This window comes from Nitratireductor sp. ATLC21 (genome assembly GCF_057196525.1).
In genome coordinates this window covers 527,495-551,647 of the sequence record NZ_JBXUOU010000003.1, presented here as the reverse complement: position 1 = coordinate 551,647, position 24,153 = coordinate 527,495, and the positions used below count along the sequence as shown (strand labels likewise).

The window sequence follows — 24,153 nt, the reverse complement described above, 5'->3', positions numbered from 1 at the left end:
GTTCGAAAGGATCACCCCGCCTCCAATGGGCGTTTCATGCGCTGGCGGTGTCTGGCGAGACGGTCGATGACGATGGGCAGGCCGGTTCCCACGATGATCAGACAGCCGATCACGAATTTCTGCCAGTAGGACGGAACGCCGGCCATCAGCAGGGTGGTGTTGATCATGGTGATCACGAATACGCCGAGAAGCGTGCCGAGCACCGTGCCATGCCCGCCGGTGATGCGCGCACCGCCCAGGACCACAGCTGCGATGACGTTGAGCTCCATCCCAACCAGATCGAACGGATTGGCCATGCGCGAGAGCGTGACATGCGTCATGCCGGCCAAGCCGGCAATGGCGCCGGCGATCACATAGATCAGCACCTTGACCCGCTTGATGCGGATCCCGATGCGCTGGGCCGCCTCTTCCGAACCGCCGATGGCATAGACCTTCCGACCGAAAACGGTGAAGTTCATGATGATGGCAAGGACGATGGTAACAGCGACGAGTACCAGGAAGGAGGCAGGCAGCGAAACCATCTGTCCCACCGCATTCTCGATGCGGATCAGGATCGTGCGGGAGAAATTGATCACTTCGCGCGGCACCGAAGTGATGTAGGTGGTGCCCAGGAAGGTGAGCAGCGCGCCACGGAAGAAGGAGAGCGTGCCCAGCGTGACAATGAGCGTGTTCAATCCAAGACCGCCGATCAGAACACCGTTGATCAGACCTAGCCCAGCGCCAATGACAGCGGCTATCACGAAATAGGCGATGATCGGCAGATCGAGATCAATGCCGAGAACGATCTTCATCGTCGCATACATGGCAAAGGCGCCGATGGCGGTGTGCGAGACATCGATACCGCCGGAGGCGAGAACCATCATGACACCAAGCGCAAAAATGCCGGTCACCAGACCGTTGCGAGCAAGATCGATCAGCGTGGCGGGTGTGAAAAAGGCCGGGTTGATGAGGCCCAGAACGAGGGCAAAAAGAACCGCGACGAAGAACACGATACCCTGTGGCGAGGCAAAGATGCGGGCCAGCGCGTTCATGCCCGGTCCTCCCTGATGACTTCGTTATAGAGTGTATCTTCATCCACCGCTGCAGCGTCGAAACCTGCGGTAATGCGCCCGCGCACCATCACCAGAATGCGGTCGGAGAGTGCAAGCGCTTCTGGAATGTCATCGGTGACGACCATCACCGCCGTTCCGCTGCGGCTGAGCGAAACGAGCAGTTCGTGGATCTCGCGTTTCGACCCCACATCTACACCCACGGTAGGGCCGTTAAGGATCAGCAGGCGGGGTTTGCGCTCCATCCAGCGCGCCAGGACGACGCGCTGCTGGTTGCCGCCCGAAAGTGTCGCCACGGCGGGCGTGACGTCAGGCGTCTTGATGCGCAGGTTTTTTACGGCCTCACGGGCACGCTGCATCAGGCTGGCGGCGCTGACGATGCCAAGCTTCGTCGACTTTTCCAGACTGGAAACAGTGATGTTGTCGCCGATCGGCTGATTGAGAAAGAGCCCTTCCGTCAGCCGGTCTTCCGGCACATAGGCGATGCCCCGCTCGATGGCGTCGTGCTGGCTTTTGAAGGTAACGGCATCGCCGTCGATTTCGATCCTCCCGGCGTCCGGCTGCATGTAGCCGAACAGGGTCTGCGCCAGCTCGGTTCGGCCAGATCCCAGAAGTCCGACCACCGAGACGATTTCACCTGGCCGCAGCTCCAGATCCACGTCGGTGAAGTTGCCGCGGCGACCCAACCCGCTGGCCGCAAGGAAGGGGCGCTGCACGGCGCTCTCTTCGCGCGGCAGGCGCTGGCTGTCCACCGACCGTCCGGTCATGGCTTCCACCAGCCGTCCGGCATCGAACTCACCGATCGGGCCCTCCACAACCACCGCACCGTCGCGCAGCACCGTCACCGTATCGCAGACGGCAAAAACCTCTTCGATCTTGTGGCTCACGAAAAGAAAGGAAACGCCTTCCTTCTTCAATGCGCCCACGATCTCGAGAAGATGCGCGACCTCGCTTCGGGTGAGCGCGGTGGTCGGTTCGTCCATGACGATGATGCGCGCCTCATTGGCCAGCGCGCGAGCAATGGCGACGAGCTGTTTCGATGCCACCGGCAGAAGCTCGACCGGGGCATCGGGGTCGATCTCCACCTGCATGCGCTTCAATGTCTCGATGGCCAGGCGGCGGCGGGCGCTGCGCCTGTGCACGACGTCGCCCGATGTGACCGATGTGAGAAAGCCGATATTCTCCCAGACGCTCAGATTGGGGAACAGCGAAAAGTCCTGGTAGATGACCGAAAGGCCGGCTGTGATGGCGCCCATGGGGTCGTTGCCCAACTGGCGACCGTTCAACGAAACTTGGCCAGCATCCGCACTCACCACGCCCGAGAGGATTTTGATCAGCGTCGATTTGCCGGAACCGTTTTCGCCAGCGAGGCACCGCACCTCTCCTTCGCGCAGTTCCAGATTGACGTCTTCCAGCACGCGCACCGGCCCGTAGGCCTTGCGAATATCCCGCATCTGCAGGATGGGCGCGCCGGGGTTCGCTTCGTCGTTCATGGGAAAATCTCTGTTGTTCAGGCAATGCCGCCGGGCAAACTGGCCCGGCGGCGGTTGGATCGAGAGGCGCGCAGACGACTGCCGGTCCTGATTTCAGGACCGCAGACGGGCTCCATGCGTCTCTCGTTTCCGGTCACGTCAACACGCTACGATCAGAAATCGTAATCGTTCATGTTGTCCGTGGTGACATCGACCCAGGCCTGGCCGTAGAGCACCTTGCCATCGAGCTTGATCGCGTTATAGCCCTCGACGCCGAGGTCCATGCCGTCGGTGATTTCCTTGCCTTCGATGGCCATGGAGGCGACCTTGTTCATGGCGATACCCGCCTTGGCCGGATCCCAGAAGGAGATCATGTCGATGGCGCCGGTCTCCAGATAGGGGCCGGCAACAGAAACAAGGCTGGTGCCGACAATCTTGACCTTGCCGTCGAGGCCGGCTTCTTCGACAGCCAGAGCCGCACCCACGACATCTTCACCGGCCGAGCCCTGAATACCCTTCAGGTTCGGATAGGTGCGCAGAAGTTCCTTGGTCTTCTGATAGGCGGTCTGCTGCTGCTCGTTGCTCTCGAGCTTGTCGGTGACAAGCGTCATGTTCGGGTATTTTTCTTTCTGGTACTCGATGGCAGCATCCACCCATTCATTGTGGGTCTTTGCCGTCAGGTGGCCAACGAACACCGCGTATTCGCCCTCGCCGCCCATGGCCTGTGCGAGCGCTTCCATCAGGTGACGGCCATAAGCCGCATTGTCGAAGGCTTCCACGTCATAGGTGACATTCTGAAGGCTGGACGCCTCATGACCCACCACCTTGATGCCGGCGTCAAGTGCCTTGCCGAGAACAGGCTCCAGTGCCTCCGGCGAATTCGGCACCACAGTGATGGCGTCGACCTTCTTGGCGATAAGATCTTCGATCATCTGGACCTGAAGTGCAGCATCCGCGGATGCCGGACCAACCTGGGAGGCATCATGGCCGGTTTCGGCGGCATATTCCTTGACGCCTTCTTCCATACGGTTGAACCAGGCGATACCCGAGAGCTTCACCACCGTCACGATCGAGTGCTTGGCGTCCTGGGCGTGGGTAACGGCGCCGGCCCCGACGATCAGCGCGGCGCCAAGCGCCACTCCGGCGGTGAGTTTCCTTAAATTCAAAGCCATGTGACTCCTCCTGTTGCAGTCTGTAAGTGCCCCGACGGCCGGGATGGCCGCCTGTCAGGCTTCATCGGACGCCCGTTTGCCCGCTCCCCTCATGAGATCGTTGTTGCGGACGTACAATTCCTTGAACGTGCTGTAGCGTGCGTCGTAGATGGCGCGATTTCTCTTCTGCGGCGTGATGGACCGTTCCACCGGGTTCCAACGGCGAATGTCTTCGCGCCCGGCAGCGCCCACGGCCACGGCTGCCAGAAACGCATTGCCGAAGGCCGCGCCAACCGTGTTGGCCGCAACCTCCTGAACCTTGTCGCTGACATCCGAGATGGCCTGCGACCACACGGCATTCTTCGTGCCACCACCGACTGCGGCGATCCGTTTCACACCAGCACCCGCCTCCTCATAGGTCTCGATGACCGAGGCTACGCCATAGGCGATGCCCTCGAGGAAACCGCGATAGACGTCGGCGCGTGTATGGGTGAGATCGAGGCCGAAGACCATGCCGCGCGCATGGGGATCGTGGATCGGTGTGCGCTCGCCGGAGAAATAGGGCAGCACCACGATGCCGTTTGCGCCCACCGGCGCGCGCGCTGCCTCTTCGGCCAGAAGCCGCAGCGCCTCGCTCTCATCCAGTTCGCGCGCAAACTGCTCCTGAAACCAGCGGGTGAGCGTGCCGCTGGTGGAGGTGCCGGACATGCAGGCGTGCTGACCCTCGAAGAGCCACGGCGCATACCAGAGCCGCCCATCCTCCACGCGATGGTCGGTGACCAGGATGATGAACATGGTCGAGCCATACATCATCATCATTTCGCCGGTACCGAGAACCCCGACACTGACGGCCTCCGACGCCGCATCGATGGTTCCCGCCGTAACCGGCGTGCCTGGTGCCAGTCCGGTTTCCCTCGCCGCCCGTTCTGTCACATGGCCTGCAATCTCGGTGCTCCACAAAAGCTCCGGCAGACGCTCTGGCGCAATGATGCGCTCGGCGTAGCGGTCGGTCCAGCGATTGGTGCGAATGTCGTAGAGCGGGCTGGAGGACGACGCGGAATAGTGGTCGATGACGAAGCGTCCCGTCAGCCGGTGTACCAGAAAGGATGAAGAGTTCATCACCTTGTGAGTGCGGGCGTAGATCTCAGGCCGGTTCTTCTTCAACCATAGAATCTTCGGGCCGACCGATTGCGAGCTGAGCGCATTGCCGCATTCGGCAAGCAGCGTTTCCTCGCCGATCTCGGCGGTCAGCTCGTCGATCTCTCCCGCCGCCCGGGTGTCGACGCCATAGAGCACGGCGTTCATCAGCGGCTTGCCGTCTTCATCGACCGGCAGCATGCAGGGGCCGATGCCGCTTGCCGCAACCGACTTGATGCTTTCAGGAGCGGTGCCCGTGGACGCGATCAGTTCTTGGCTGATGGCGCAAAACTCGCCCCACCAGTCATTCTCGGCATCATGTTCGGCCCAGCCGGGCTGCGGCACGATCATGTCGTGCCGCCGCTTGGCAGTCGCCAGAATCCGCCCCTCACCGTCGGCTAGAACGCCCTTGGTTTCGAAGGTTCCGATGTCGATGCCAAGATAGCAATCCATCAGGTGTAGTCATCCCGGTTCAGGCTGAAATCGGCGTCGACCCGGCGGATCGCGGCGATCAGCAGTTTCGTGAGGGCTTCCAAATCACGCAGGTCGCACATTTCAAGCGAGGTGTGCGTGTAGCGACAGGGGAAGCACATATCGATACAGGCGACACCCTCATTGACGAGTTGCACATAGGAGGAATCGGTCAGTGCGCCGGTGTGGGCCGTGCGCTGGAGATTGATGCCCTCGGCTGAAGCCGTGTCGGAGAAGAGCTTCGGCAGGGCCGGGTGCGGAATGGTGCCGTTCAGCGTGCCGCGGCCGTGGAACGAATAAAGGCTCATCGCCGGGCCGTTGCCGAGTGCGACTTCGCCGCGCTGGGTCATGTCGGGCGTGTCGGCGTTGAGCGCCAGATCGAGCTGGATGGCAATGTCGGGGTTGATCGCGCGGGCGGCGACCATTGCGCCTTGAAGATTGAACTCCTCAAGCACAGCGAAGACGAAATGCACCGTGGGGCGCGGGCCTTTTGCGGCGAGCGCGCGAGCAACTTCCACGATCACCGCACAACCGGCACGGTCATCGACCGAGGTACCGATCAGGCGATTTTCATTGAGCTCGATAACGCGCGGGTCGTAGACCACCGGCGTGCCGATCTCGATACCCAGAGCCTTGACGCCTGCAGCGTCTTCCGCGCCCACATCGATGAACACGTCCTGATAGGGCGTGACCTTGTACTTTTCGTCCGGCGGCGTGGCGTGATGGCTCTTGTTGGCAATCACGCCCTGCACGTCGCGGCCTTCGCCGACGCAGAACAGGACGGCCTGCGCGGGCAGGGCCTTTTCCGGAATGCCACCCAGCCGCTCGATGCGCACCAGACCATTGTCCTCGATCTTGCGCACCATGAAGCCCAGCTGGTCGGTGTGGGCGAAGAGCATGACCGAAGGCGCGCCCTCATCGCCTTCCAGCGTGGCGATCAGATTGCCGAGGCGGTCCGTGCGAAGGACAAGCGGCAGATCGGCGAGCTCTTTCTCGATGCGGCGGCGCACACGGTCTTCATGTCCGGACAGGCCCGGTGTCAGCATCAGGGTTTTGAGGAGTGAGCGGAGGCGCTCTTTCATGGTTGATGAGCCTTTCGTTGGAAGAGCGCCTTTACATCGAAGGAACCGAAAGCCGCGCGATAGGACATGACGGCTATAAGCAGGCCGCCGAAGAAGAGGTCGCGGGAGAAGGCGCTGAAGGAGAGAATGTTGAGCCCGCTGGAGATGAACTGCAGGCAGATCACGGCCAGAGCCACGCCGGTGACGGTGCCGAAGCCGCCGGCCGGGCTGACGCCGGCAAGAATGTTGATGAGGATGACGAGCAGCAGATAGGAGCTGCCATAGTCCGCATTGGCCGAGTTTACACGTGCCAGAACCACCAGACCGGCAAGTGCCGCGATGAAGCCGGCAATGGCGTAAATCTGGATGATCAGCTTCTTTCCTGGCACGCCGGCGAAATCGGCGGCGACCGGATTGGCGCCGAACAGGCGCAGGCGCATGCCGACGGGCGTGCGCCGCAGAAGGAAGGCGAGGCCCGAAGCAACGAGTGCAAACAGAACGAGCGGAAGCGGGAGAACACCACCGATCGTCCAGTTGCCGAACGCCGTGTACCAGTCAGGAAGGCCGGTGATGGCCGGCCCGCGCGTGATGATGATGCCGATGCCTGCAAAAAGCTGCATGCTGCCGAGCGTCGCCAGAATGGGCGGCAGCCGCAGATAGGCGATGAGAAAACCGTTGAACGCGCCGCAGACAAGGCCCACAGCGAGCCCGGCGGGGATGGCGAGCCATGCCACGTCCGGCCCGGCTTTCATGGTCACCGCGGCCACGATCGAGGCCAGATTTGCGACGGCAACAACCGAAAGATCAATGCCGCCGGAAATCATTGTCGGCAAAACAGCCAGAGACAAAAGTCCGAACTCAGGGAACTGGAAGCCCATGGACTGGAGGTTCGATGAAGACAGGAATGTCGGGCTGGCGATTGCGAGCGCAACGAATATCAGCGCTGTCAGAATCCCGAGGCTTTTGAGGTGAGAGCCTGTCGTGTCCTGTCTTGCGTCCATGATCTTCCTCCCCTGATACCGATGATCAGCCGCCGCGGGCAGCCTTCACGATCTGCATGAACTCTTTGGCTCGCTCCGGGTCGACCGGGTTCCAGGTGTTCCCGTCGACCTTGAGCGACGAGCCCACGATGCAGCCATCGGCGATCTTGAGAATGTCGGCCACCGTGTTGTGGCGAACGCCCGTGTTGGCGAGGACCGGTGTGTCCGTGACCTTTTCCTTCACCGATTTGAGGTCGGCCATTTCCGCGGCCTCTCCGGTGATCGCTCCCGACACAAGCACGGCGTCTGGGATGGATGAGAACACAGCAGAACGTGCGCGGTCGGCGAGCGGACGCTTGTCCATGGAATCGGCGAACTCCGCCGAGACATTGTAAAGCATCACCAGATCATCACGGCCAAGGCGGTTGCGGTAGCGCAGCGCCTCGCCGGCATTCGGCGTCCACGGCCCCATGTCGGAAGCGTAAGTACCGGTGAAGATTTCGCGCACGAAGGAGGCGCCGGTTGCCGTGGCAAGAGCCACCGTGCTCATCGGGTCCCACAGAACATTCACGCCGAACGGCTTCTTGATCTCGTTGCGCAACTGGCCGATCACGTAGGCCATGGCGGCGGTGGAAGCGACGTCCACCTTGAGCTCATAAGGGCGATCGTTCTCATTGCCGAACATCACTGCATCGACATCCGCCTCCTGCAGGGCGATGAGATCCTTTCGCGCCGCGGCGACGATGCCGTCAATGCCCGCATCCGCATCATAAAGGGGCGAGCCGGGCATCGGCAGAAGATGCACCATCGATATGATGGGTTTCTTGTCGCCGAAGAGCTGCTTGAACTTGGACATTCCGTGCCTTTCTTTCTTGGTTTGGGCCCTCCCCTCAGACGAGGGTGATGGCCGGTATCAGTGCCCGATAGGATGCGACGACGTCCGTGCCGCCCCTGTCGGTAATCAGTTCGTCCACGGCTTCGAGCCCACAGACTTGCGCAAAAGCGCGCTTGCCGAATTTGCTGTGGTCGGTGATGACGACAACGCGCTTCGATCGCTCAATGGCGATCCGCTTTGTCTCGGCTTCCTCGAAGGTAGCGGTGGTGACTCCCTCATGGTCCACCGCATCTGCGGCGAGAAAGCAGATATCTGCCTTGATGCTGGACAGGGCATCCTTCGACCAGTTTCCAACGAGGCTGAAATAGCCATTCCGAACGCGCCCACCGACAATATGAACCTCGGTAGCGCCGATCGATGCAGCCTCAGCGACCTTGAGATCGATCGCCACCACAGTCACTCGCCGACCGGCAAGCGCATGCGCGGTCGCAAGCGCCGTTGTGCCGGAATCCAGAAGCACAACCTGACCGTCGAGCACCTTGCTGGCAGCCGCCTGGCCAATACGTTGTTTCAGGCTTTGGTTCTGACGGAGCTTTTCAAGGAAAAGCGGCTCTGTTCCATCCTCACCCACACCGCGCGCGACAACGCCACCATGGGTTCGCGTCACCACGCCCGCTTGCTCCAGAACCACAAGGTCACGCCGGACAGTAGGGAGTGAAATGCCGAGAATCTCGGATAGATCCGCATTGCTCACGCGCTTGCGCTCGACGATGACGTCGATCATCTGCTGCTGACGCTTTTGCGGAAACCGATGTTGCATCTTATCCTCCCACTATGATCGTTAATGATCGATTTGATCGAGTCAATAGATAAACTTCACTTTTCGCTCCGATAATGCGAAGCGGCTGCTTTCGAGCACCTGATGTCGCAGTCTTTCCGTGACGGGGATCGATTTGCCGTAAGGAACTACACGCTGCTCAGCAAAGAGCAGGGATCACCTCGCGGTCGCAAATTGCGCGCGAGAAGCGGATTGCCGCCAGGACTTTCAGGCATCAGCCTGACGAAAGCCTCCGCGTCTCCGCAGTGGCCAGCCTCTACACAGGAAAATCGCGCTCCCGGACAATCCACCGCCGGTCAACGGCGCAGCCACGTCCTCGCCAATCCGAAAGGGATGCACGCGGATCGTGACTGCATGAAATTTTGAGACCAGAGGTGAAATTGCCCGTGCGCCGGGCAGCTTAACCCCGGCTCAGGCTCAACCGGGAAGGCAGTACAACTCGATATGGGATGGGTGAACCCGGTCGACATGGACCCGGTTGCGGGCGGTGTTCATGGTGCGTGAAGTGCCCTCGGGAGCCCCCGTATTCGGGTTCACATCATACTTCGGGAAGTTCGAAGACGAGATGTCGAGCCTTATTCTATGCCCCTTGCAGAACCGGTTTGCGGTGGCGAAAGGTGTTATTTCGATCTCGAAAATACCCTCGTCCGGAGAGACTAGTTCCGGCTCTTCAAACGACTTGCGATAACGCACCCGGAATATTCCGTCGGTGATGTTCAGGGCGTAGCCACGGGGATAATCCTCCGAGGGCGGATAGACATCCACCAGCTTCGCCGTGAAATCGGTATCGGGCGCATCCGTGGAAACATGAAGCCGAACCGTGACGGGACCGGCGATTGCCAGATCCTCTTTGAGAGGCTCCGTCTCGAAAGACAGAATATCCTTCCGTGCGTTCAGCGGCATGCCCGGGTGCTTGCACCCGAGGAACTCGGATTGCTCGACCTGGTTGAAACCACCTCCCGTAAAGATCGGTTCGCCGGAGGTTAATGAGCCGCCAATGGTGGGAACAGGGTCGCGCGGGTCGTAATCATATTCGAGCCACTGCCCCTCGCCCGCCGGCATATCATCCGAGAGCAGCATGTCCGGATGCATGTAGAAGCGGCGCGGTTTGGCTTCCGGTGGAGGCCAGTCGGTGCTACGCCGCCATTCGCCACCATGCATCATGTGCCCGGCGGGGGTTTTCGCCCCGCCGCCCCCACCCATCAGGAAATAATGGACAGGCGTATCCAACGCTGTGTCAGGGTCTTCATTCTGCTTGAGCCACCGATCAAACCAGCGGAGGCGAAAAGTCAGCCAATCCGTATCGACATGACCGTCGAAAGGGGCAGCGGGGCCGAAATCGACATCGCCGAAAATCCGCTTCGACCGGTTGCCATGCGTCCAGCACCCCATGATCAGGATCAGCGGTCGATCAGGCTTTTTCAAACCCGCATAGTTTTCCAGCGTCGTATGAACATAAGCGTCATACCAACTGGACATGAGGATCGTCGGGACACTCTCCATCTGGTCATAGAAGCCGGCCGCCCAGATTCCGACCTTTTTCCAGAAGTCGTCGAAGCGCCCCTTCTGCCACTGGTCGAGCAGATAGGTCTCATAATCAGGATCCCACTTCACGGGGCTACGTCCCCGTGTCCAGGGCATTTGAGCGAACCAGCCGCGAAGATCTTCGGCTTCGATCGCAGCCCTGATGCGGGCATCCTTCAGTGCCAGCGGCGCTTCCATTGCTCGGTTATAAGCCCAGGTAGCCTGCTTGAGTTCGAACGCGCCTCCCTGGCGGATACCGCAGGTGAAGGCGTTCGAAAACCCGCCGGAATCGATTGCCATGCAGGCAAGTCCTGGAGGGTTTAGACACGCCATCGCCAACTGCGTGTGCGCGTCGTAGGACAGCCCCATCGTCCCGATACGCGAATTGTTCCACGGTTGCGCCTCGATCCAGACCATGGAATCGAACCCGTCTTCGCCCTCGTTCAGATATTTGGTGAACGTACCTTCGGAACCATATCGCCCACGGCAATCCTGCCAGATGACGATATAGCCCTCGCGCACAAGGCGAACCGCCAGCTCAGGCCGCGTTGCCGGCTCCGGATTGTTCAAGGTCAGCTCGGTCCGTGGTGTCCCGCACTTGTCATAGGGAGTGCGCTCAAAGACGACCGGCAGGGGCTCGTCCACAGGCACCCCATCCCGGGCAGGACGATAAATGTCTGTGGCCAACCTGACGCCATCGCGCATCGGGATCATGACATCCCGGTGAACGACCACATCATCATAAAGGGCGATATACGGCGTCAGGTCGGCCATCAGGTCAGTCCGTCTTCTTTACGTCTTGGGCGAGCGTGTACTCCGACAGGCCGCCATTGATGGTGATGCCCTCACGCGCACCCCAGAACACTTTTTGCCAGTAGAGTGGGACGATGGGCGTCTGCGCGAAGGCTATGCGTGTTGCCTCAGCGAGCAGTTCGTTCCGCTTTTCAGGGTCGAATTCCTGCAAGGCGACAGACAACGCCTTATCGAATTCTTCGCTTGAGAACCGGACACGGTTGAACGCTCCGGTGCCCGCCTCCTTGTAATAGGTCTGGATCAGGCTGGAAAGGTTGGGAGCCGATGTCGGCGTGGAAGACCCCAAAGAGAAGACAAACGCGCCGTAATCGCCTGCGCTCGCAGCCTTCGAATAGACATTGTATGGCAGGGCCTCCACTCCCATCACCTTCAGCCCGCCACGGGTGAGCATCTGCCCGAGAGCCTGAACAAGGTCGCCATCGCCGGGGAAGCGGTTGTTGGAGGAATAAAGCTTCAGCCCAAAGCCATCCGGATAGCCGGCCTCGGTAAGAAGCTCCTTTGCCTTGTCGATATCCACTTGGTCTGGGCCGAGATCTTCAGCGTGTCCGCCCAGCACGGACGGCACGAGCTGACCTGCGGGCACACCCGCACCACCCAGGATGCGGTCGACAACCAGTTGCCTGTCGATCATCAAGGAAATCGCCTTGCGCACACGCGCATCGCGGAAGGGATTTTCTTCAAGAGGTTTGCCATCAAGATCGAATACGCCAGGCGCCTGGTCGAAACGCTGCGAGAGGCCGAGATAAATCACGCGACCCGATGCAGCCGAAACCACATTGATACCGTCCTGGCTTTCAAGGCGCGCAACGTCGGCCGGCGGTACCGCATCGATGAGATCGACCGATCCGGAGAGCAATGCCGCAACACGTGCGGCATCGTTGGAGATGAAGCGGACCTCGACCTCCTTGAAGTCCGGTTGCTCACCCCAATAGCCATCAAACGCTTCGATCGTGAGGCTCTCGCCGGGTTTGAAGGAGACAAACTTGTAGGGCCCTGTACCGACCGTCGCATCGCCGGAATTGAAATCTTCGGAAGTTTTGCCCTCGGCGGCCGCTTTCGAGATGATGAAGACACGGCCGATGTCCTCGATAAGGGCCGGTGCCGGCTCCTTCGTCTTGATCCGAACGGTCAGGTCGTCGACCTTCTCCATGCTGTCGATGGATGAAACCATGTCGGAGAAAGGAGCCGGGCTGTTTGGGACCTCGTCAGTCCGCTCCAGCGAGAAGATCACATCGTCAGCCGTCATGGTCGATCCGTCGTGAAACTTCACGCCGTCTCGCAGCTTGATATCCCAGGTGGTGTCGTCGACCGCTGTCCACTCGGTCGCCAGGCCCGGGCTGATTTGCAGGTTCGCATCCTGCTCGATCAGGCGACCGAACATGAGTTGCGCCGTGCCCTGGTTGTTGCCTGTGCGTGAGAATTGCGGATCGATAGAGGACGGTTCGGCAGCCCGTCCGATGGTCAGATCTGCGGCAAGCGCAGGCATCGCAACAGACACCAGCAGCGCCGCCATGGCTCCGATACTATAGCGTTTCATCGGTATTCTCCCTCCGGGGTGGTTGTTGTTGTGGTGGCAGGTCGTTGAGATGGCACGCGCTTTCGTGGCCGTCATGGACGTTGCGCAAGGCTGGTCGCTCCACACGGCAACGATCGAAAGCATGAGAACATCTCGGGTGGAAATGGCATCCCTTCGGCGGGTTGACCGGCGACGGGATCTCACCACGAATGGTTGAAAAGCGCCTGTTGCGCCGATCGATGCGCGGAATCTCATCCAGCAAGGCACGGGTGTAGGGATGATTGGGGTGGTCGAAGATGCGGTCGACGGGCGCCGATTCCACGACACGCCCCAAATACATGATGACCACGCGGTCGCTGATGTGTTGAACCACCGAGAGATCATGACTGATGAAGAGAAGCGTCAGGCCGAGACGCTGACGCAGCTCCATGAAAAGATTGATGATCTGCGCCTGAATAGAAACATCGAGAGCAGCAATGCTCTCATCACAGACCAGAAAGTCGGGATTGACTGCCAACGCTCTGGCGATTCCGATGCGCTGTCTTTGTCCGCCGGAAAACTGGTGTGGAAAGCGCTGCGCCATCTCCGGCTGAAGCCCGACGGTTTCAAGCAGCTCGCCCACCAGTTTTGTCTGCCCGGCCTTGTCCACCAGCCCGTGAAAACGCGGCGCTTCTCCGATGATATCGCCCACGCGCCTTCTGGGATTGAGCGAGGACATGGGATCTTGAAAAATGATCTGGGTGCGCAGGCGCAAGGCGCGCCTCCGGCGCCCCTTGAGGGTAGAGATATCTTCACCGTCGCGGAGGACCGTTCCCTCGGTGGGGGGGAGCATCCCCGCGATAATGCGGCCGAGGGTCGATTTCCCGCAACCGCTCTCCCCGACAAGCCCAACCACTTCGCCGCGCCGGATCTCCAGATTGACGCCGTCGAGTGCATGAACGACCGCCGGGGCCGACATGGCGCCAAGCGCGATGGCGGCCCGTTCGGCAAAGTCGGTATTCTTTTGAAACCGTTTGCTGATGTTGACTGCCTGGGCGAGCGGCGGTTCGCGGCGGTTCATGTTTCGGCTCCAAGCGGGTGAAAACAACGCCACTCATGGCCGTGATCCGCAGAAATATCCGGTGCCACGAGACAGGCTTCCGTTGCGCGCGCGCAGCGCGGCCGGAAAGAGCATCCCTCAGGTCGTTTGAGTGGAGACGGGGCAGAGCCGGGAATCTGATGCAGCGGCACGCCACGCCTGTTGGCCATCGGCGTGGAGGCGATAAGCCCTTGCGTATAGGGGTGACGCGAGTGGTCGAGAACCTGATCGACCGGACCCTGCTCCACGATCCTGCCCGCATACATGACCGCCACTTTGTGAGCGAGCCCCGCGACGACACCCAGATCGTGACTGATCCAGATAAGCCCCATGCCCAGCTCGAGACAGAGTTGCTGAACCTGGGCAAGGATCTGGCTCTGGATTGTGACATCCAGCGCGGTCGTTGGTTCATCAGCAATAATCAGGTCCGGCCCATGCAGCAGGGCAATGGCAATGGCCACACGCTGGCGCATGCCACCGGAAAACTCGTGCGGATAAGCATCCAGACGCTCTTCGGGAGAAGGAATGCCCACCTTGCCAAGCGCATCGCGCGAACGCTGCCGCGCCTCGCTCCGGGATACATTGGCGTGAGCCTTGACGGTCTCCATCATCTGGGTGCCGATGCTCAAGACCGGGTTCAAGGTCATCATCGGATCCTGAAAGATCATGGCGATGCGGTTGCCGCGGATCTGACGCTTTCGCGTCGCGTCGAGCGAAAGGAGATCTTCACCCTTGAAGCGGACAGAACCGCCGACAACCTCACCAGGCGGATCCAGCAGACCAAGCAGCGAGAACCCGGTGATCGACTTTCCAGAACCACTCTCGCCCACAAGACCGAGAACCTCTCCCGAAGCGACGGTGAAGGAGACCCCATCGACGGCTCTGACGAGACCGGCCGGCGTGGCGAAATGTGTCTGAAGATTTTCGACTTCGAGCAGCGGAAGGGTCATTGAACCAGCCTCGGGTTGAGGGTTTCACGAAGGCGGTCGCCGACAAGATTGATGCTGAACACGAGGAGCAGAAGGAGAAGCCCTGGAAAGACGCTCATCCAGTAAACACCGGCAAGCAGAACCTGATAGCCATTGGCGATCAGCAGACCGAGGGAGGGCTCGGTGATCGGAAGGCCGATCCCCAGAAAGCTGAGCGTTGCCTCCGCGGCGATGGCGCTCGCCACTTGGATGGTCGCGATCACGATAAGCGGCGGAAGACAGTTCGGCAGGATCTGAGCGAACAGAATGCGCGGCGCCGACAACCCGAGGCAGCGTGCCGCTTCGACATAGTCGCGGCTGGATTCCACGAGTGCAGCGGCCCGGACCGCGCGGGCGAAATATGCCCATTGCACAAAGACAAGCGCCAGAATGACCTTCCAGGTCCCCTGACCGAAAACCACCAGGATCATCAAGGCGACAAGAATGGTGGGAAAGCCCAGCATCAGGTCGACGAAGCGCATGATGAAACTGTCCAGACGCCCGCCGGAATATGCCGCGACAAGGCCCAGGGACGTTCCTACAGCCAAAGCGAAAAAACCCGAAATAAGGCCGACGCCAAGGCTCGTGCGCAGGCCATACATCATGGCCGAGAGCATGTCGCGGCCTTGCGTGTCAGTGCCCAGCCAATAGGTGATTCCGGTGGAGCCCTCGCTCAGCGGCGGCAGCTTGCTGTCGAAAAAATCGATCTGGGCCAGATCGTAGGGATTTTGCGGCGCAAGCAACGGAGCAAACACAGCCGCAGCAACAAGCAAAAGGCACACGATGAGCGCGGCCGTCGCCTTCGGGCTCTGCAATATGCCCCTTATGGCACGTGCAAACAGGCTTTGCCCGCGAAGATAGGATGCGGCCTCGCTCATTGTGCACTCACCCGGATGCGCGGGTCGAGCAGGGAGTACAAGGCGTCGACGCAGAAATTGATGACGATGAACATGGTCACCACGATGAGGATGTATGAAACGATGATGGGACGATCGAGCGCGTTGATCGAATCGATGATCAACTTGCCGATGCCGGGCCATGCGAAGATGGTCTCCGTCACGACAGCAAAGGCGACAAGCGAGCCGAATTCGATGCCAATCACGGTGACGATGGGGATCAGGATGTTTTTCATCACATGGACGAAGAGAATGCGGGGAGAGGATATGCCACGCGCCCTGGCAAACTTGATGAAGTCGAGCGGCATGGTTTCCTGAACACCGGTGCGCGTCAGGCGAATGACGAGAGCCGTCTGCGCAAGCGCCAGATTGATGGCGGGGAGAAGGAGGTGCTTGAGCCCGTCCCAGGTGGCAAAACTCGTCTCGATGCCCAATATCGTGCCGGTTTCGCCACGGCCGGTGGAAGGCAACCATCCGAGCGTGACCGAAAAGATCATGATCAGCATCATGCCTTGCCAGAAATTGGGCAGGGAAAATCCCAGTATCGAGCCCGTCATGATCGTTTCGTCGGTAGCCGATCCTGCCCTCACACCGGCCCAAAGTCCCAACGGTATGCCGATGACAAGTGAGATGATCAGTGCAGTGAATGTCAGCTCCAGCGTTGCGGGAAGTCGCTCCAGAATGACTTCCGTCGCCGGGCGGTTGTAGACGAATGAGCGACCGAAATTGCCTTGCAGAGCGTCTGTGACGAAACCCAGATACTGAACCGGCAGTGGATCATTGAGCCCGAGCGATTCGGCGACCTGTTCGCGCTCCGCCATCGAAGCATCCGCCGGCAGCAAAATCTCCAAGGGATCGCCAATCGCAAAAACGCCGGTGAAAACGATGACCGAGGTGACGATTAGCACGATCACCGCCTGCACCAGTCTGCGTATTAGAAAGGCCGTCATCCAGTCCCCCAAAACGCACCTCGACGATGATGCGCCCCATTGTTTTTTTGAACAATTGCACCCCTCGCGAAGATGATGCAATAATATGATGAAAATTGCTTGATCGATGAAAATTACGCATAGGAAAGATGAATGCGGCTCGCTCTTCTTCAGACTTTTCAGGCGATCATCGAGACGGGCACGACCCAGGGGGCCGCAGACAAGCTTGGGCTTTCCCAGTCAGCGGTGAGTCGGCGGCTTACGCAATTGGAAGAGACATTGCGCATCAAACTGTTCATCCGGGAGAAAACCCGGTTGATCCCGACCCGTGACAGCAAGATCCTGCAGGCGCAGATGCAGCTCCTGCTACAGCGCAACGAAAAGCTCCTGGCGCTGGCGGAAGAACTTCGGCAGGGCAATTCGCCGGCGATCAGACTGCGCGTCGCCTTCCCGGCCAGCTTAACGCTTTCCATCGTCCCGGCGATCATCAAGCAATTTCTGAAAAGGTCCCCCACGGTCCAGGTGGAGTTGCACAGCGGCTCCTATGACACGATCGAACGCATGCTCTTGGATGAGCGTGCAGAGCTGGGCTTCCTGCGGATGCCGGTCGAGAGAGCCGGCCTTCTGGAAACGCCCTTGGTTAGTGTGAACACGGTATGCGTCATGCCTCAGGACCACCCGCTGACACAAAGGGATGTGATCGACATCCGGGACCTGGTCGATGAGCCGATGATACTTCTGGGGCGGATGCGGGCGCCCAGGCACGAGATCGATGCGCTCTTCTCGCAATTTCGCATCCGTCCCAAGGTGAGATTGGAAACGCATTCGGTGCTTTCCGCCTGCGGGATGGCAGCGTCCGGCCTCGGAATCACCCTGGTCAATGAACTTATGGCCCGTGACTACGCGCACATGCCGGTTGCAGTCAGGCCGCTGAGCCAGAAGATCACCCATTCATTTGCGATGGCTCACCCGACAGATCTGCCTCTCGGTGAGGCTGCCAGCATTTTCATGGAGACGACCGCAGAGTTTCTTCGTACACATTTCCGGCAGTTCGGCAGCCCTCCGGCAATCCCGGTTTCGGATGGCGAAGCCGCATTTCCGTGAGTGCTGTGTGATTTTCTAAAGAAAAAGCTCAATGGGCCCGTTCAGGCCGACACGTCCCAGCCTGAAATTTGCGTCCCTCTAGACATAACACGGGCCCTCGATCAGCGGATGCCTGGCGAGAAACTCCTCGTCGATGTCGACGCCCAAACCGGCTCCGGCTTTGGGCCTCACGCAACCCTCCCCGTCAAGCGTGTATGGCGCACCGCAGACCTCGTCGCGGAACGGATTGTGATGCGCCAGGTCCGCTTCAAAATATCCGGGATTATCGACAGAAGCCAGCAAGTGAATTGTGGCGATCATGTTGATCCCGGTTGCCGAAGTATGCGGATTGAAGCTCATTTTCCAGGCAGAGCACAGGGTAGCGATCTTTGCGCATTCGGTCAGCCCCCCTGCCTTGGAAAGGTCGGGCTGCGCGAAGGTCACGGCCCGGTCTTCAATCATGCGGGTGAAATCATATCGGGTAAAATGATTTTCCCCGGCAGCCAACGGAACGCGGCCCAGCTCTTTTGCGAGTTGGTATTCGCGATAATCGTGCGGCGGGAATGGCTCTTCCAGCCAACCCACACCAAGCTCCTCAAAGGCAGGCATGACCTGTCTGACATCTTCAAGGCGATAGCCCGTGTTGGCGTCGACCAGAATGTCGACATCGTTTCCCACGGTCTCCCGCACGGCCCGGACCCGGGCGATATCGATGCGCACGGCATCGCCCACCCGCAGTTTCAGCGCGCGGTAGCCCTGCTCCACATAGGACTGCGCCTCCTCTGCCAGCGCCTCTGGGGGTTGCCAGCCCAGTGAAATTCCACCGCCATACGCCTTGACCGGCCGGTCAGCGCCACCCAACAGCTGGTAGATCGGCCAGCCCGCCGCTTTGCCCCGGATATCCCAAAGTGCGATATCAATGCCGGAAAGGGCCATTGCCGCAGCCGCTCCCATGCCGTGGCTGGACAACTGCATCTTGTAGACTTTCGCCCAGATGCCCGACACGTCGAGCGGATCCATGCCAACGACGAGCTCGGACATTGTGGTGTCGATCAGCTTTGCGATCGCACCGGGGCACCGGCCATGATGCGCCTCGCCCCATCCAACAATCCCTTCATCGGTAAAGACCTTGACCAGAACCGCATCGCGCTTGACGGCACGTCCGATACCCAGCCTGACATTCTTCCCCTCCGGAACACGAAAGGAGATCGGCACTGCCTTGATTTCAGTGATACGCATGGCGCTACTTCTCTCCCCTGGAAGCGTTCTTCCCTGCATCCCTGCTTTCGGGATTGACGAAATTGACGGGTGTCTCACCCAAAAGGATGCGCCGCATCTCTTCGGCGGCCCCCACGCTCATTGCCCGCATGCTTGTGGCTGTGATCGCCGCCACATGCGGTGAGAGCAACAGGTTGGGACAATCCAGAAGGGGATCATTGTCCGGCAAGGGTTGCCGCTCGAAAACATCGAGGGCCGCGCCGGCAATGCGGTTCTGGCGCAGCGCGTCCATCAACGCCTCTGTTTCCACAACAGCTCCACGAGAAACGTTTATGAGCACCGATGTCGGCTTCATGCTCGAGATGCGTCGGCCATTGGCAAGGCCCCGCGTTTCCTCCGTAAGCGCACAGCTGAGCACAACCACGTCAGCTTCGGAGAAAAGCCGGTCCAATTCCACTTCTTCCACGAAGCGCGGCATGTTGCCCGTACGGCGGGACGAACCAATCACACGCATCCCAAAACCGTTCGCAGCGATATGGGCAATGCGGGAGCCGACCGCGCCAACGCCGACGATCCCCATCGTGCCGGAGCTGATCTCTTCGGTCTCATCCGCAACCGCTCTTGCCTCGGCCCAGCCTCTGGCTCTCAACGTTGTGTCAAACCGGGCATGATCCCGCTTCAGGCGCAACAGTGATGCAAAGACAAATTCGGCTACGGCATTGGTGTTGGTGCCCGGCAGGTTGGCCACGGCCACGCCGTGTCTGGTGGCGCTCGAAACCGGAATGAAATCCAGTCCGACACCATGCCTGACCATGCCTTTCACGCGCGGTGCGTGATCGAGAATATCCTCTGGCAATTTCGCCCGAACGATTATGCCGTCGGCATCGCGCGCCATGCGACGCAGGGTCTCGGCTGTGGTGTCCGGCGCAACGACAAGGGTCGCCACGTCCTTCAGAATGGCTTCGCCATCCGGATGAATGGGATTGGTCAATAGCACCGATTGATCAGCCATGAATGGTATCCTCGCCTATGATCGGATTGGTCAGGCGTCCCAACCCTTCGATCTCAACCGTCATGACACTTCCTGCCTTGAGCCACGAAGGCGGTGTTTTCATCGCCGCCACACCGGCCGGCGTGCCAGTTGCGATGACAGTTCCAGGAACCAGTGGAGCTTCCTGCGAAATCCGGGAAATCAGGTCGGCAATTCCGAAGATGAGGTCCGAGATTGACCCGTCCTGCTGTCTATCGTCATCGATGGACAGGGTAATGCGATGCTCACCTGCTGGATCGAATGCGTCCGGCGTCACAAGCCAGGGCCCCATCGGCCCGAAGGTGGAGAAGTTCTTGCCCCTCTCGAAATTGCCGTCCGCCTTGATGATTTCGCTTGCGCTGACATCGTTGAACAAGGTGTATCCGGCGACATGGCTCATGGCGGCTTCGGGAGAAATCCGGTGGCCGCGCTTTGCAATCACCACCGCCAGTTCCGCCTCGTAGGTGACACCGCCCACATCGGCAGGCAACAGAACCGGCGCATCCGGCCCGATGATCGTACGCTGCAACTTGTCAAACAGCACCGGCGCTTCGGGAACAGGCAGCCCCCTCTCTCTGACCGCACAGTGATAATTGTGCGCAGCGCCGACGACCCGGGGCGGGTTGGGCAAGGGAGCGAGCAAACGCACACGCTCCACCGGCACCATTGCGTCCTCCGGCAGTGTCGCCGGATCTGGCATCCGCCGGGAAATCTCCATCAATCCGGCTTCGATCATCGCCAGAAGGTCGGCCGGCGTGCCCGCCAGACAATCCGCGAAGCTGGGATGGGCCAGATCGAGCACCTTCTCTCCATCGCCCGCAGCGGCGAGAACACCGGCGCGTGGTCCGGCGTCACTCTCGAACGTCACGAACCGCATCAGGCCACCCTGTATTTCGCGATGATCTCCCGATCGATCTCGATACCCAGCCCGGGGCCCTGAGGCACCGGGACGAAGCCGTCTTTCTGCACGATCGGATCAACGGCAAGAAAGTCGCGGAACGGGTTTTCTTCCTGCTCGAACTCCAGCAAGACGGGCTGCGGCACGAGACACGGAGGCTGATCGGGCAGCGAGGCGAGGAAGTGGATGGTCGCGGATAGACCGACCGCCGAGCCCCAGGCATGCGGCACGCATTCCACCCCGTGTGCAGAGGCCAGCGCAGCGATCTTCTTGCACTCGGTTAGCCCCCCGGCGGCGCACACATCCGGCTGCACGATGTCCATTGCCTTGCGCACGATCTTGTCACGAAAGCCCCAGCGGGTGAAGTCGTTCTCACCGCCCGCAACTGCCATGTCGAGCGCACGCGACACCTCGATATAGCCATCGACGTCTTCAGGAGAGATCGGCTCTTCAAACCAATCGATATCGAATGCTTCGAGCATCCGTCCCAGACGAATGGCATTGGGCACAGAATAGCAATGGTTCGCATCCACCATGAGGCGAATGTCGGGGCCGATCGCATCGCGCACCGCAGCCACTCTCTGAATATCTTTCTTGTGCGAGCCGAGGCCTATCTTCATCTTGATCGCGCGAAAGCCCTCGGCAACGAATTTCTCCGCTTCCTCGACCGACTCTTCGATCACCTTGTCCATATCGATGAAATAAAGGCCGGTCGCATAGGCTTGGACCTGGGTCCGGAACGCACCGCCGATGAGTTTGTGAACAGGTTTGCCGCAGACTTTGCCGATGATGTCCCAGAGGGCAATGTCAATGCCGCTGATCGCGGCGATGGCCATTCCGGTTTGGCCATAATCCTTGATGCGGTTGTAAAGATGCTCCCAGATGACTTCGACATCGAAAGGGTCTCGACCGATGATCTGGCTGCCGAGTTGGGTTTCGATGAAGGAACGGGCCACCGCGGAAGGGCCATAGCATTCGCCCCAACCCACAACACCGTCATCCGTCTCGATCTCCACCAGGCACGTATTGCGGGTGGTGTAGAGCCAGCCCCTTGAGGAGGTGAAGGGCCGCTCGACCGGTGCGCTCAACCAATGACACGTGACTTTCTTGATCTTCACTCTTCACTCCTCAGTTTGTATCGGTGGCAGAGGCTGAACGGTCAGCGCGCATCTGCCTGAGTTTCATGATGGATGGCAGGACAAGAACGGCGATCGCCAGACAAACCAGCACCGCCGAAACAGGGCGCGTGAGGAAGGTCGTCCAATCGCCTCCGCTGATAACCAGGGCCCGCCGCGTTTCACTTTCAAGCAAGGGCCCAAGGATCACTCCGATCACCATCGGATAGACGGGAATGGTCGCCAGCGTGGCAAAGAAGCCGAAGACGCCCAGCCCAAGCATGATGACGACATCAAACCAGCTGTTGGACAGGGAGTAGGTGCCAACGACCGCCAGCACGAAGAGTGCCGGCGCCAAGAGATGTTTGGGTACATCCAGAACCTTGACGAAAAACCGAAATCCGATTGCGCCCACGACAATGATCGCCAGATTGGCCAGAAGCACAGCTGCCAGAATGTTCCAGACAATGTCGCCGCTGGTCTCGAACAGCCTGGGACCTGGCTGCAGGCCGTGGATCATCAGTCCACCCAACAGCATGGCGGTCACGGTGTCGCCGGGAATGCCGAGGGTGAGAAGCGGAATGAGCGCCCCACCGGTGACGCCATTGTTGGCGCTTTCCGAGGCGACCACGCCTCCGGGCGCACCCTTGCCATACTCGGCCTGGTTGCCGGAGAACCGCCTTGCCTGATCATATGCGATAAGTGCGCCCACACTGCCGCCCAAAGCGGGAATGATGCCGGTCGCCACCCCTATTATGGATGAACGAAGCATGTTGATCGCCTGGCCCGCCAACGCCTTGATCGTGGGAAACATGCCTTTCAGGGACCGCGGAGCCACCACCTGCGCATCGCGCTGGAACAACGTGGCCATCAATTCAGGTATGACCAGCAAACCGATCAGCGCGGGCATGATGCCGATGCCGCGCGTCAACTGAAGACTGTCAAACGTCCAGCGCCCCTCACCGGTGATCTGATCGAATCCGACGACCGAAAGCCCAAGACCGATGACCGTGGCGAGGACGCCCTTCACGAGTGGTGCGGAAACCACCGAGGAAATGATGGCAAGTCCGAGAAATGCGACCGCCGCGTATTCGGCGGAGCCAAGCTTCAACGCAAGGCGCGCCAGGGCAGGCGCCAGCGATACGAGAGCCAACCAGGCGACGATCCCGCCCACCACAGAGGAGACAAGCGCCCAGCCATAGGCTTCCACCGCACGTCCGTTGCGCGTCATGGGATACCCGTCGATCGTCGTCACGACGGCGGAGGGGGTACCGGGAATGTTGATGAGGATAGCGGGAATGGCACCACCAGCCATGGACCCGCAATAAAGCGCGATCATCATGCTGATGGCCATGTCGGCTGGCAATGGAAAGGTAAGCGGAATGAAAAGTGCCACGCCCATCGTTGCCGTAAGGCCCGGGGTCGCGCCGAAGGTGAAACCCACCATCACCCCCACAAGGATCAGTGCGAGCGAAGCGGGGCTGGAAAACTCGTTGCTGAACGCAACTGCAAGATTCGTCAGAATGTCCATGGGGTCTACCGCAACGGCACTTTGAGTACGTATGTGAACACAAGCCACACACCCAGTGAGAATAAAACGGAGGTGAGACCTATGATCGCGAGGCCCTTCGGCGCGCGAGCGGCTGGCGGCGCCACGATAAGGCTCACGAGAGCCACGAACACCATGGTGATGAGCGGAAAGGGTAGCGGACGCCAGGCAAAGACGTAGAGGGCGAGCAATGCGAGAACCCCACCCCCCACCTTGAGAACCTGATCGGGGGAAGCAAAGGGCTCTTCCTGCTGGCTGGCATCGCTGCGGGTCACCCACCATCGCCGAAGGTCGCTGACCGCTGAAATGACAGCCAACACTGCCACCACCACGACCACGAACTGAGGCAAGGCGCCTGCGTGCAGACCGCCACGGGGCCCAAGACCCGTGAGCTCGAAGGCTGGTCCGGCCAGAATGACCGAAAGTCCCAGCAAAAAGGCGCTGACCCCAAGGCTGGCGACAAGGTGCAATGTTGGCATGGTCACGCTCCCCAGGCGTCAGACCTCGGATATCCGAGGCCCGACACGAGGTTTCTGAAGACG

The 24,153-nt window shown here is 60.1% G+C and carries 21 protein-coding genes; 1 reads left to right on the top strand and 20 read right to left on the bottom strand.

Features of this window, described 5'->3' with window-relative positions; translation table 11 throughout:
* Positions 1-11: 11 nt before the first annotated feature.
* From AC2CHD_RS17185 to AC2CHD_RS17120, 14 genes are all read right to left on the bottom strand, one after another.
* Positions 12-1,031, bottom strand: a complete 1,020-nt coding sequence (locus AC2CHD_RS17185; RefSeq protein WP_484554641.1) for an ABC transporter permease — start codon at positions 1,029-1,031, stop codon at positions 12-14.
* Positions 1,028-2,542 (bottom strand): sugar ABC transporter ATP-binding protein, encoded by a 1,515-nt coding sequence (locus AC2CHD_RS17180; protein ID WP_484554640.1) that lies wholly within the window; start codon positions 2,540-2,542, stop codon positions 1,028-1,030. The genes AC2CHD_RS17185 and AC2CHD_RS17180 overlap by 4 nt, the downstream gene beginning before the upstream one ends.
* A gap of 152 nt (positions 2,543-2,694) precedes the next feature.
* Positions 2,695-3,693 carry a substrate-binding domain-containing protein gene (locus AC2CHD_RS17175; RefSeq protein ID WP_484554639.1) on the bottom strand — a complete coding sequence of 333 codons (999 nt, stop codon included), beginning with the start codon at positions 3,691-3,693 and terminating at the stop codon, positions 2,695-2,697.
* A 54-nt stretch (positions 3,694-3,747) separates the two neighbouring features.
* Positions 3,748-5,262 carry an FGGY-family carbohydrate kinase gene (locus AC2CHD_RS17170; protein WP_484554638.1) on the bottom strand — a complete coding sequence of 505 codons (1,515 nt, stop codon included), beginning with the start codon at positions 5,260-5,262 and terminating at the stop codon, positions 3,748-3,750.
* Positions 5,262-6,362: a M42 family metallopeptidase gene (locus AC2CHD_RS17165; protein ID WP_484554637.1), complete on the bottom strand. Its 1,101-nt coding sequence runs from the start codon at positions 6,360-6,362 to the stop codon at positions 5,262-5,264. Before AC2CHD_RS17165 ends, AC2CHD_RS17170 begins: the two co-directional genes overlap by 1 nt.
* Positions 6,359-7,342, bottom strand: coding sequence for an ABC transporter permease (locus tag AC2CHD_RS17160; RefSeq protein WP_484554636.1), 984 nt, complete (start codon positions 7,340-7,342; stop codon positions 6,359-6,361). Before AC2CHD_RS17160 ends, AC2CHD_RS17165 begins: the two co-directional genes overlap by 4 nt.
* 25 nt (positions 7,343-7,367) lie before the next feature.
* Positions 7,368-8,177, bottom strand: coding sequence for a BtpA/SgcQ family protein (locus AC2CHD_RS17155; RefSeq protein WP_229449701.1), 810 nt, complete (start codon positions 8,175-8,177; stop codon positions 7,368-7,370).
* 34 nt (positions 8,178-8,211) lie between these two features.
* Positions 8,212-8,976 (bottom strand): DeoR/GlpR family DNA-binding transcription regulator, encoded by a 765-nt coding sequence (locus AC2CHD_RS17150; protein WP_484554635.1) that lies wholly within the window; start codon positions 8,974-8,976, stop codon positions 8,212-8,214.
* A 435-nt stretch (positions 8,977-9,411) separates the two neighbouring features.
* Complete coding sequence (locus AC2CHD_RS17145; RefSeq protein ID WP_484554634.1) at positions 9,412-11,292, bottom strand: CocE/NonD family hydrolase; 1,881 nt, start codon at positions 11,290-11,292, stop codon at positions 9,412-9,414.
* Positions 11,293-11,296: 4 nt separating this feature from the next.
* Positions 11,297-12,868 carry an ABC transporter substrate-binding protein gene (locus AC2CHD_RS17140; protein WP_484554633.1) on the bottom strand — a complete coding sequence of 524 codons (1,572 nt, stop codon included), beginning with the start codon at positions 12,866-12,868 and terminating at the stop codon, positions 11,297-11,299.
* Positions 12,855-13,907, bottom strand: coding sequence for an ABC transporter ATP-binding protein (locus AC2CHD_RS17135; protein WP_484554632.1), 1,053 nt, complete (start codon positions 13,905-13,907; stop codon positions 12,855-12,857). Before AC2CHD_RS17135 ends, AC2CHD_RS17140 begins: the two co-directional genes overlap by 14 nt.
* Positions 13,904-14,875 (bottom strand): ABC transporter ATP-binding protein, encoded by a 972-nt coding sequence (locus tag AC2CHD_RS17130; protein ID WP_484554631.1) that lies wholly within the window; start codon positions 14,873-14,875, stop codon positions 13,904-13,906. The genes AC2CHD_RS17135 and AC2CHD_RS17130 overlap by 4 nt, the downstream gene beginning before the upstream one ends.
* Positions 14,872-15,771, bottom strand: coding sequence for an ABC transporter permease (locus AC2CHD_RS17125; protein WP_229449695.1), 900 nt, complete (start codon positions 15,769-15,771; stop codon positions 14,872-14,874). Before AC2CHD_RS17125 ends, AC2CHD_RS17130 begins: the two co-directional genes overlap by 4 nt.
* Positions 15,768-16,739, bottom strand: a complete 972-nt coding sequence (locus AC2CHD_RS17120; RefSeq protein ID WP_484554630.1) for an ABC transporter permease — start codon at positions 16,737-16,739, stop codon at positions 15,768-15,770. Before AC2CHD_RS17120 ends, AC2CHD_RS17125 begins: the two co-directional genes overlap by 4 nt.
* A gap of 132 nt (positions 16,740-16,871) precedes the next feature.
* On the opposite strand from AC2CHD_RS17120, the gene AC2CHD_RS17115 reads away from it, so the two are divergent.
* Entirely contained in the window at positions 16,872-17,822 is a 951-nt protein-coding gene (locus AC2CHD_RS17115) for a LysR family transcriptional regulator (protein WP_229449693.1), read from the top strand.
* 78 nt (positions 17,823-17,900) lie between these two features.
* Here AC2CHD_RS17115 and AC2CHD_RS17110 read toward each other — a convergent pair whose 3' ends face one another.
* Genes AC2CHD_RS17110 through AC2CHD_RS17085 form a run of 6 tightly spaced genes read right to left on the bottom strand, consistent with a single transcriptional unit; the run spans position 17,901 to position 24,090 of the window.
* Positions 17,901-19,040 carry a mandelate racemase/muconate lactonizing enzyme family protein gene (locus AC2CHD_RS17110; RefSeq protein WP_484554629.1) on the bottom strand — a complete coding sequence of 380 codons (1,140 nt, stop codon included), beginning with the start codon at positions 19,038-19,040 and terminating at the stop codon, positions 17,901-17,903.
* Between the two features lie 4 nt (positions 19,041-19,044).
* On the bottom strand, positions 19,045-20,031 hold the full coding sequence (locus tag AC2CHD_RS17105; RefSeq protein WP_484554628.1) for an NAD(P)-dependent oxidoreductase: 987 nt from the start codon (positions 20,029-20,031) through the stop codon (positions 19,045-19,047).
* Positions 20,024-20,926, bottom strand: coding sequence for a fumarylacetoacetate hydrolase family protein (locus AC2CHD_RS17100; protein WP_484554627.1), 903 nt, complete (start codon positions 20,924-20,926; stop codon positions 20,024-20,026). The genes AC2CHD_RS17105 and AC2CHD_RS17100 overlap by 8 nt, the downstream gene beginning before the upstream one ends.
* The gene (locus tag AC2CHD_RS17095; RefSeq protein ID WP_229449689.1) at positions 20,926-22,065 is read right to left on the bottom strand and encodes a mandelate racemase/muconate lactonizing enzyme family protein; all 1,140 of its coding nucleotides are present in this window, start codon (positions 22,063-22,065) and stop codon (positions 20,926-20,928) included. Before AC2CHD_RS17095 ends, AC2CHD_RS17100 begins: the two co-directional genes overlap by 1 nt.
* Positions 22,066-22,075: 10 nt before the next feature.
* Positions 22,076-23,593 carry a tripartite tricarboxylate transporter permease gene (locus AC2CHD_RS17090; protein WP_484554626.1) on the bottom strand — a complete coding sequence of 506 codons (1,518 nt, stop codon included), beginning with the start codon at positions 23,591-23,593 and terminating at the stop codon, positions 22,076-22,078.
* 5 nt (positions 23,594-23,598) lie between these two features.
* On the bottom strand, positions 23,599-24,090 hold the full coding sequence (locus AC2CHD_RS17085) for a tripartite tricarboxylate transporter TctB family protein (RefSeq protein ID WP_484554625.1): 492 nt from the start codon (positions 24,088-24,090) through the stop codon (positions 23,599-23,601).
* Positions 24,091-24,153: the final 63 nt, after the last annotated feature.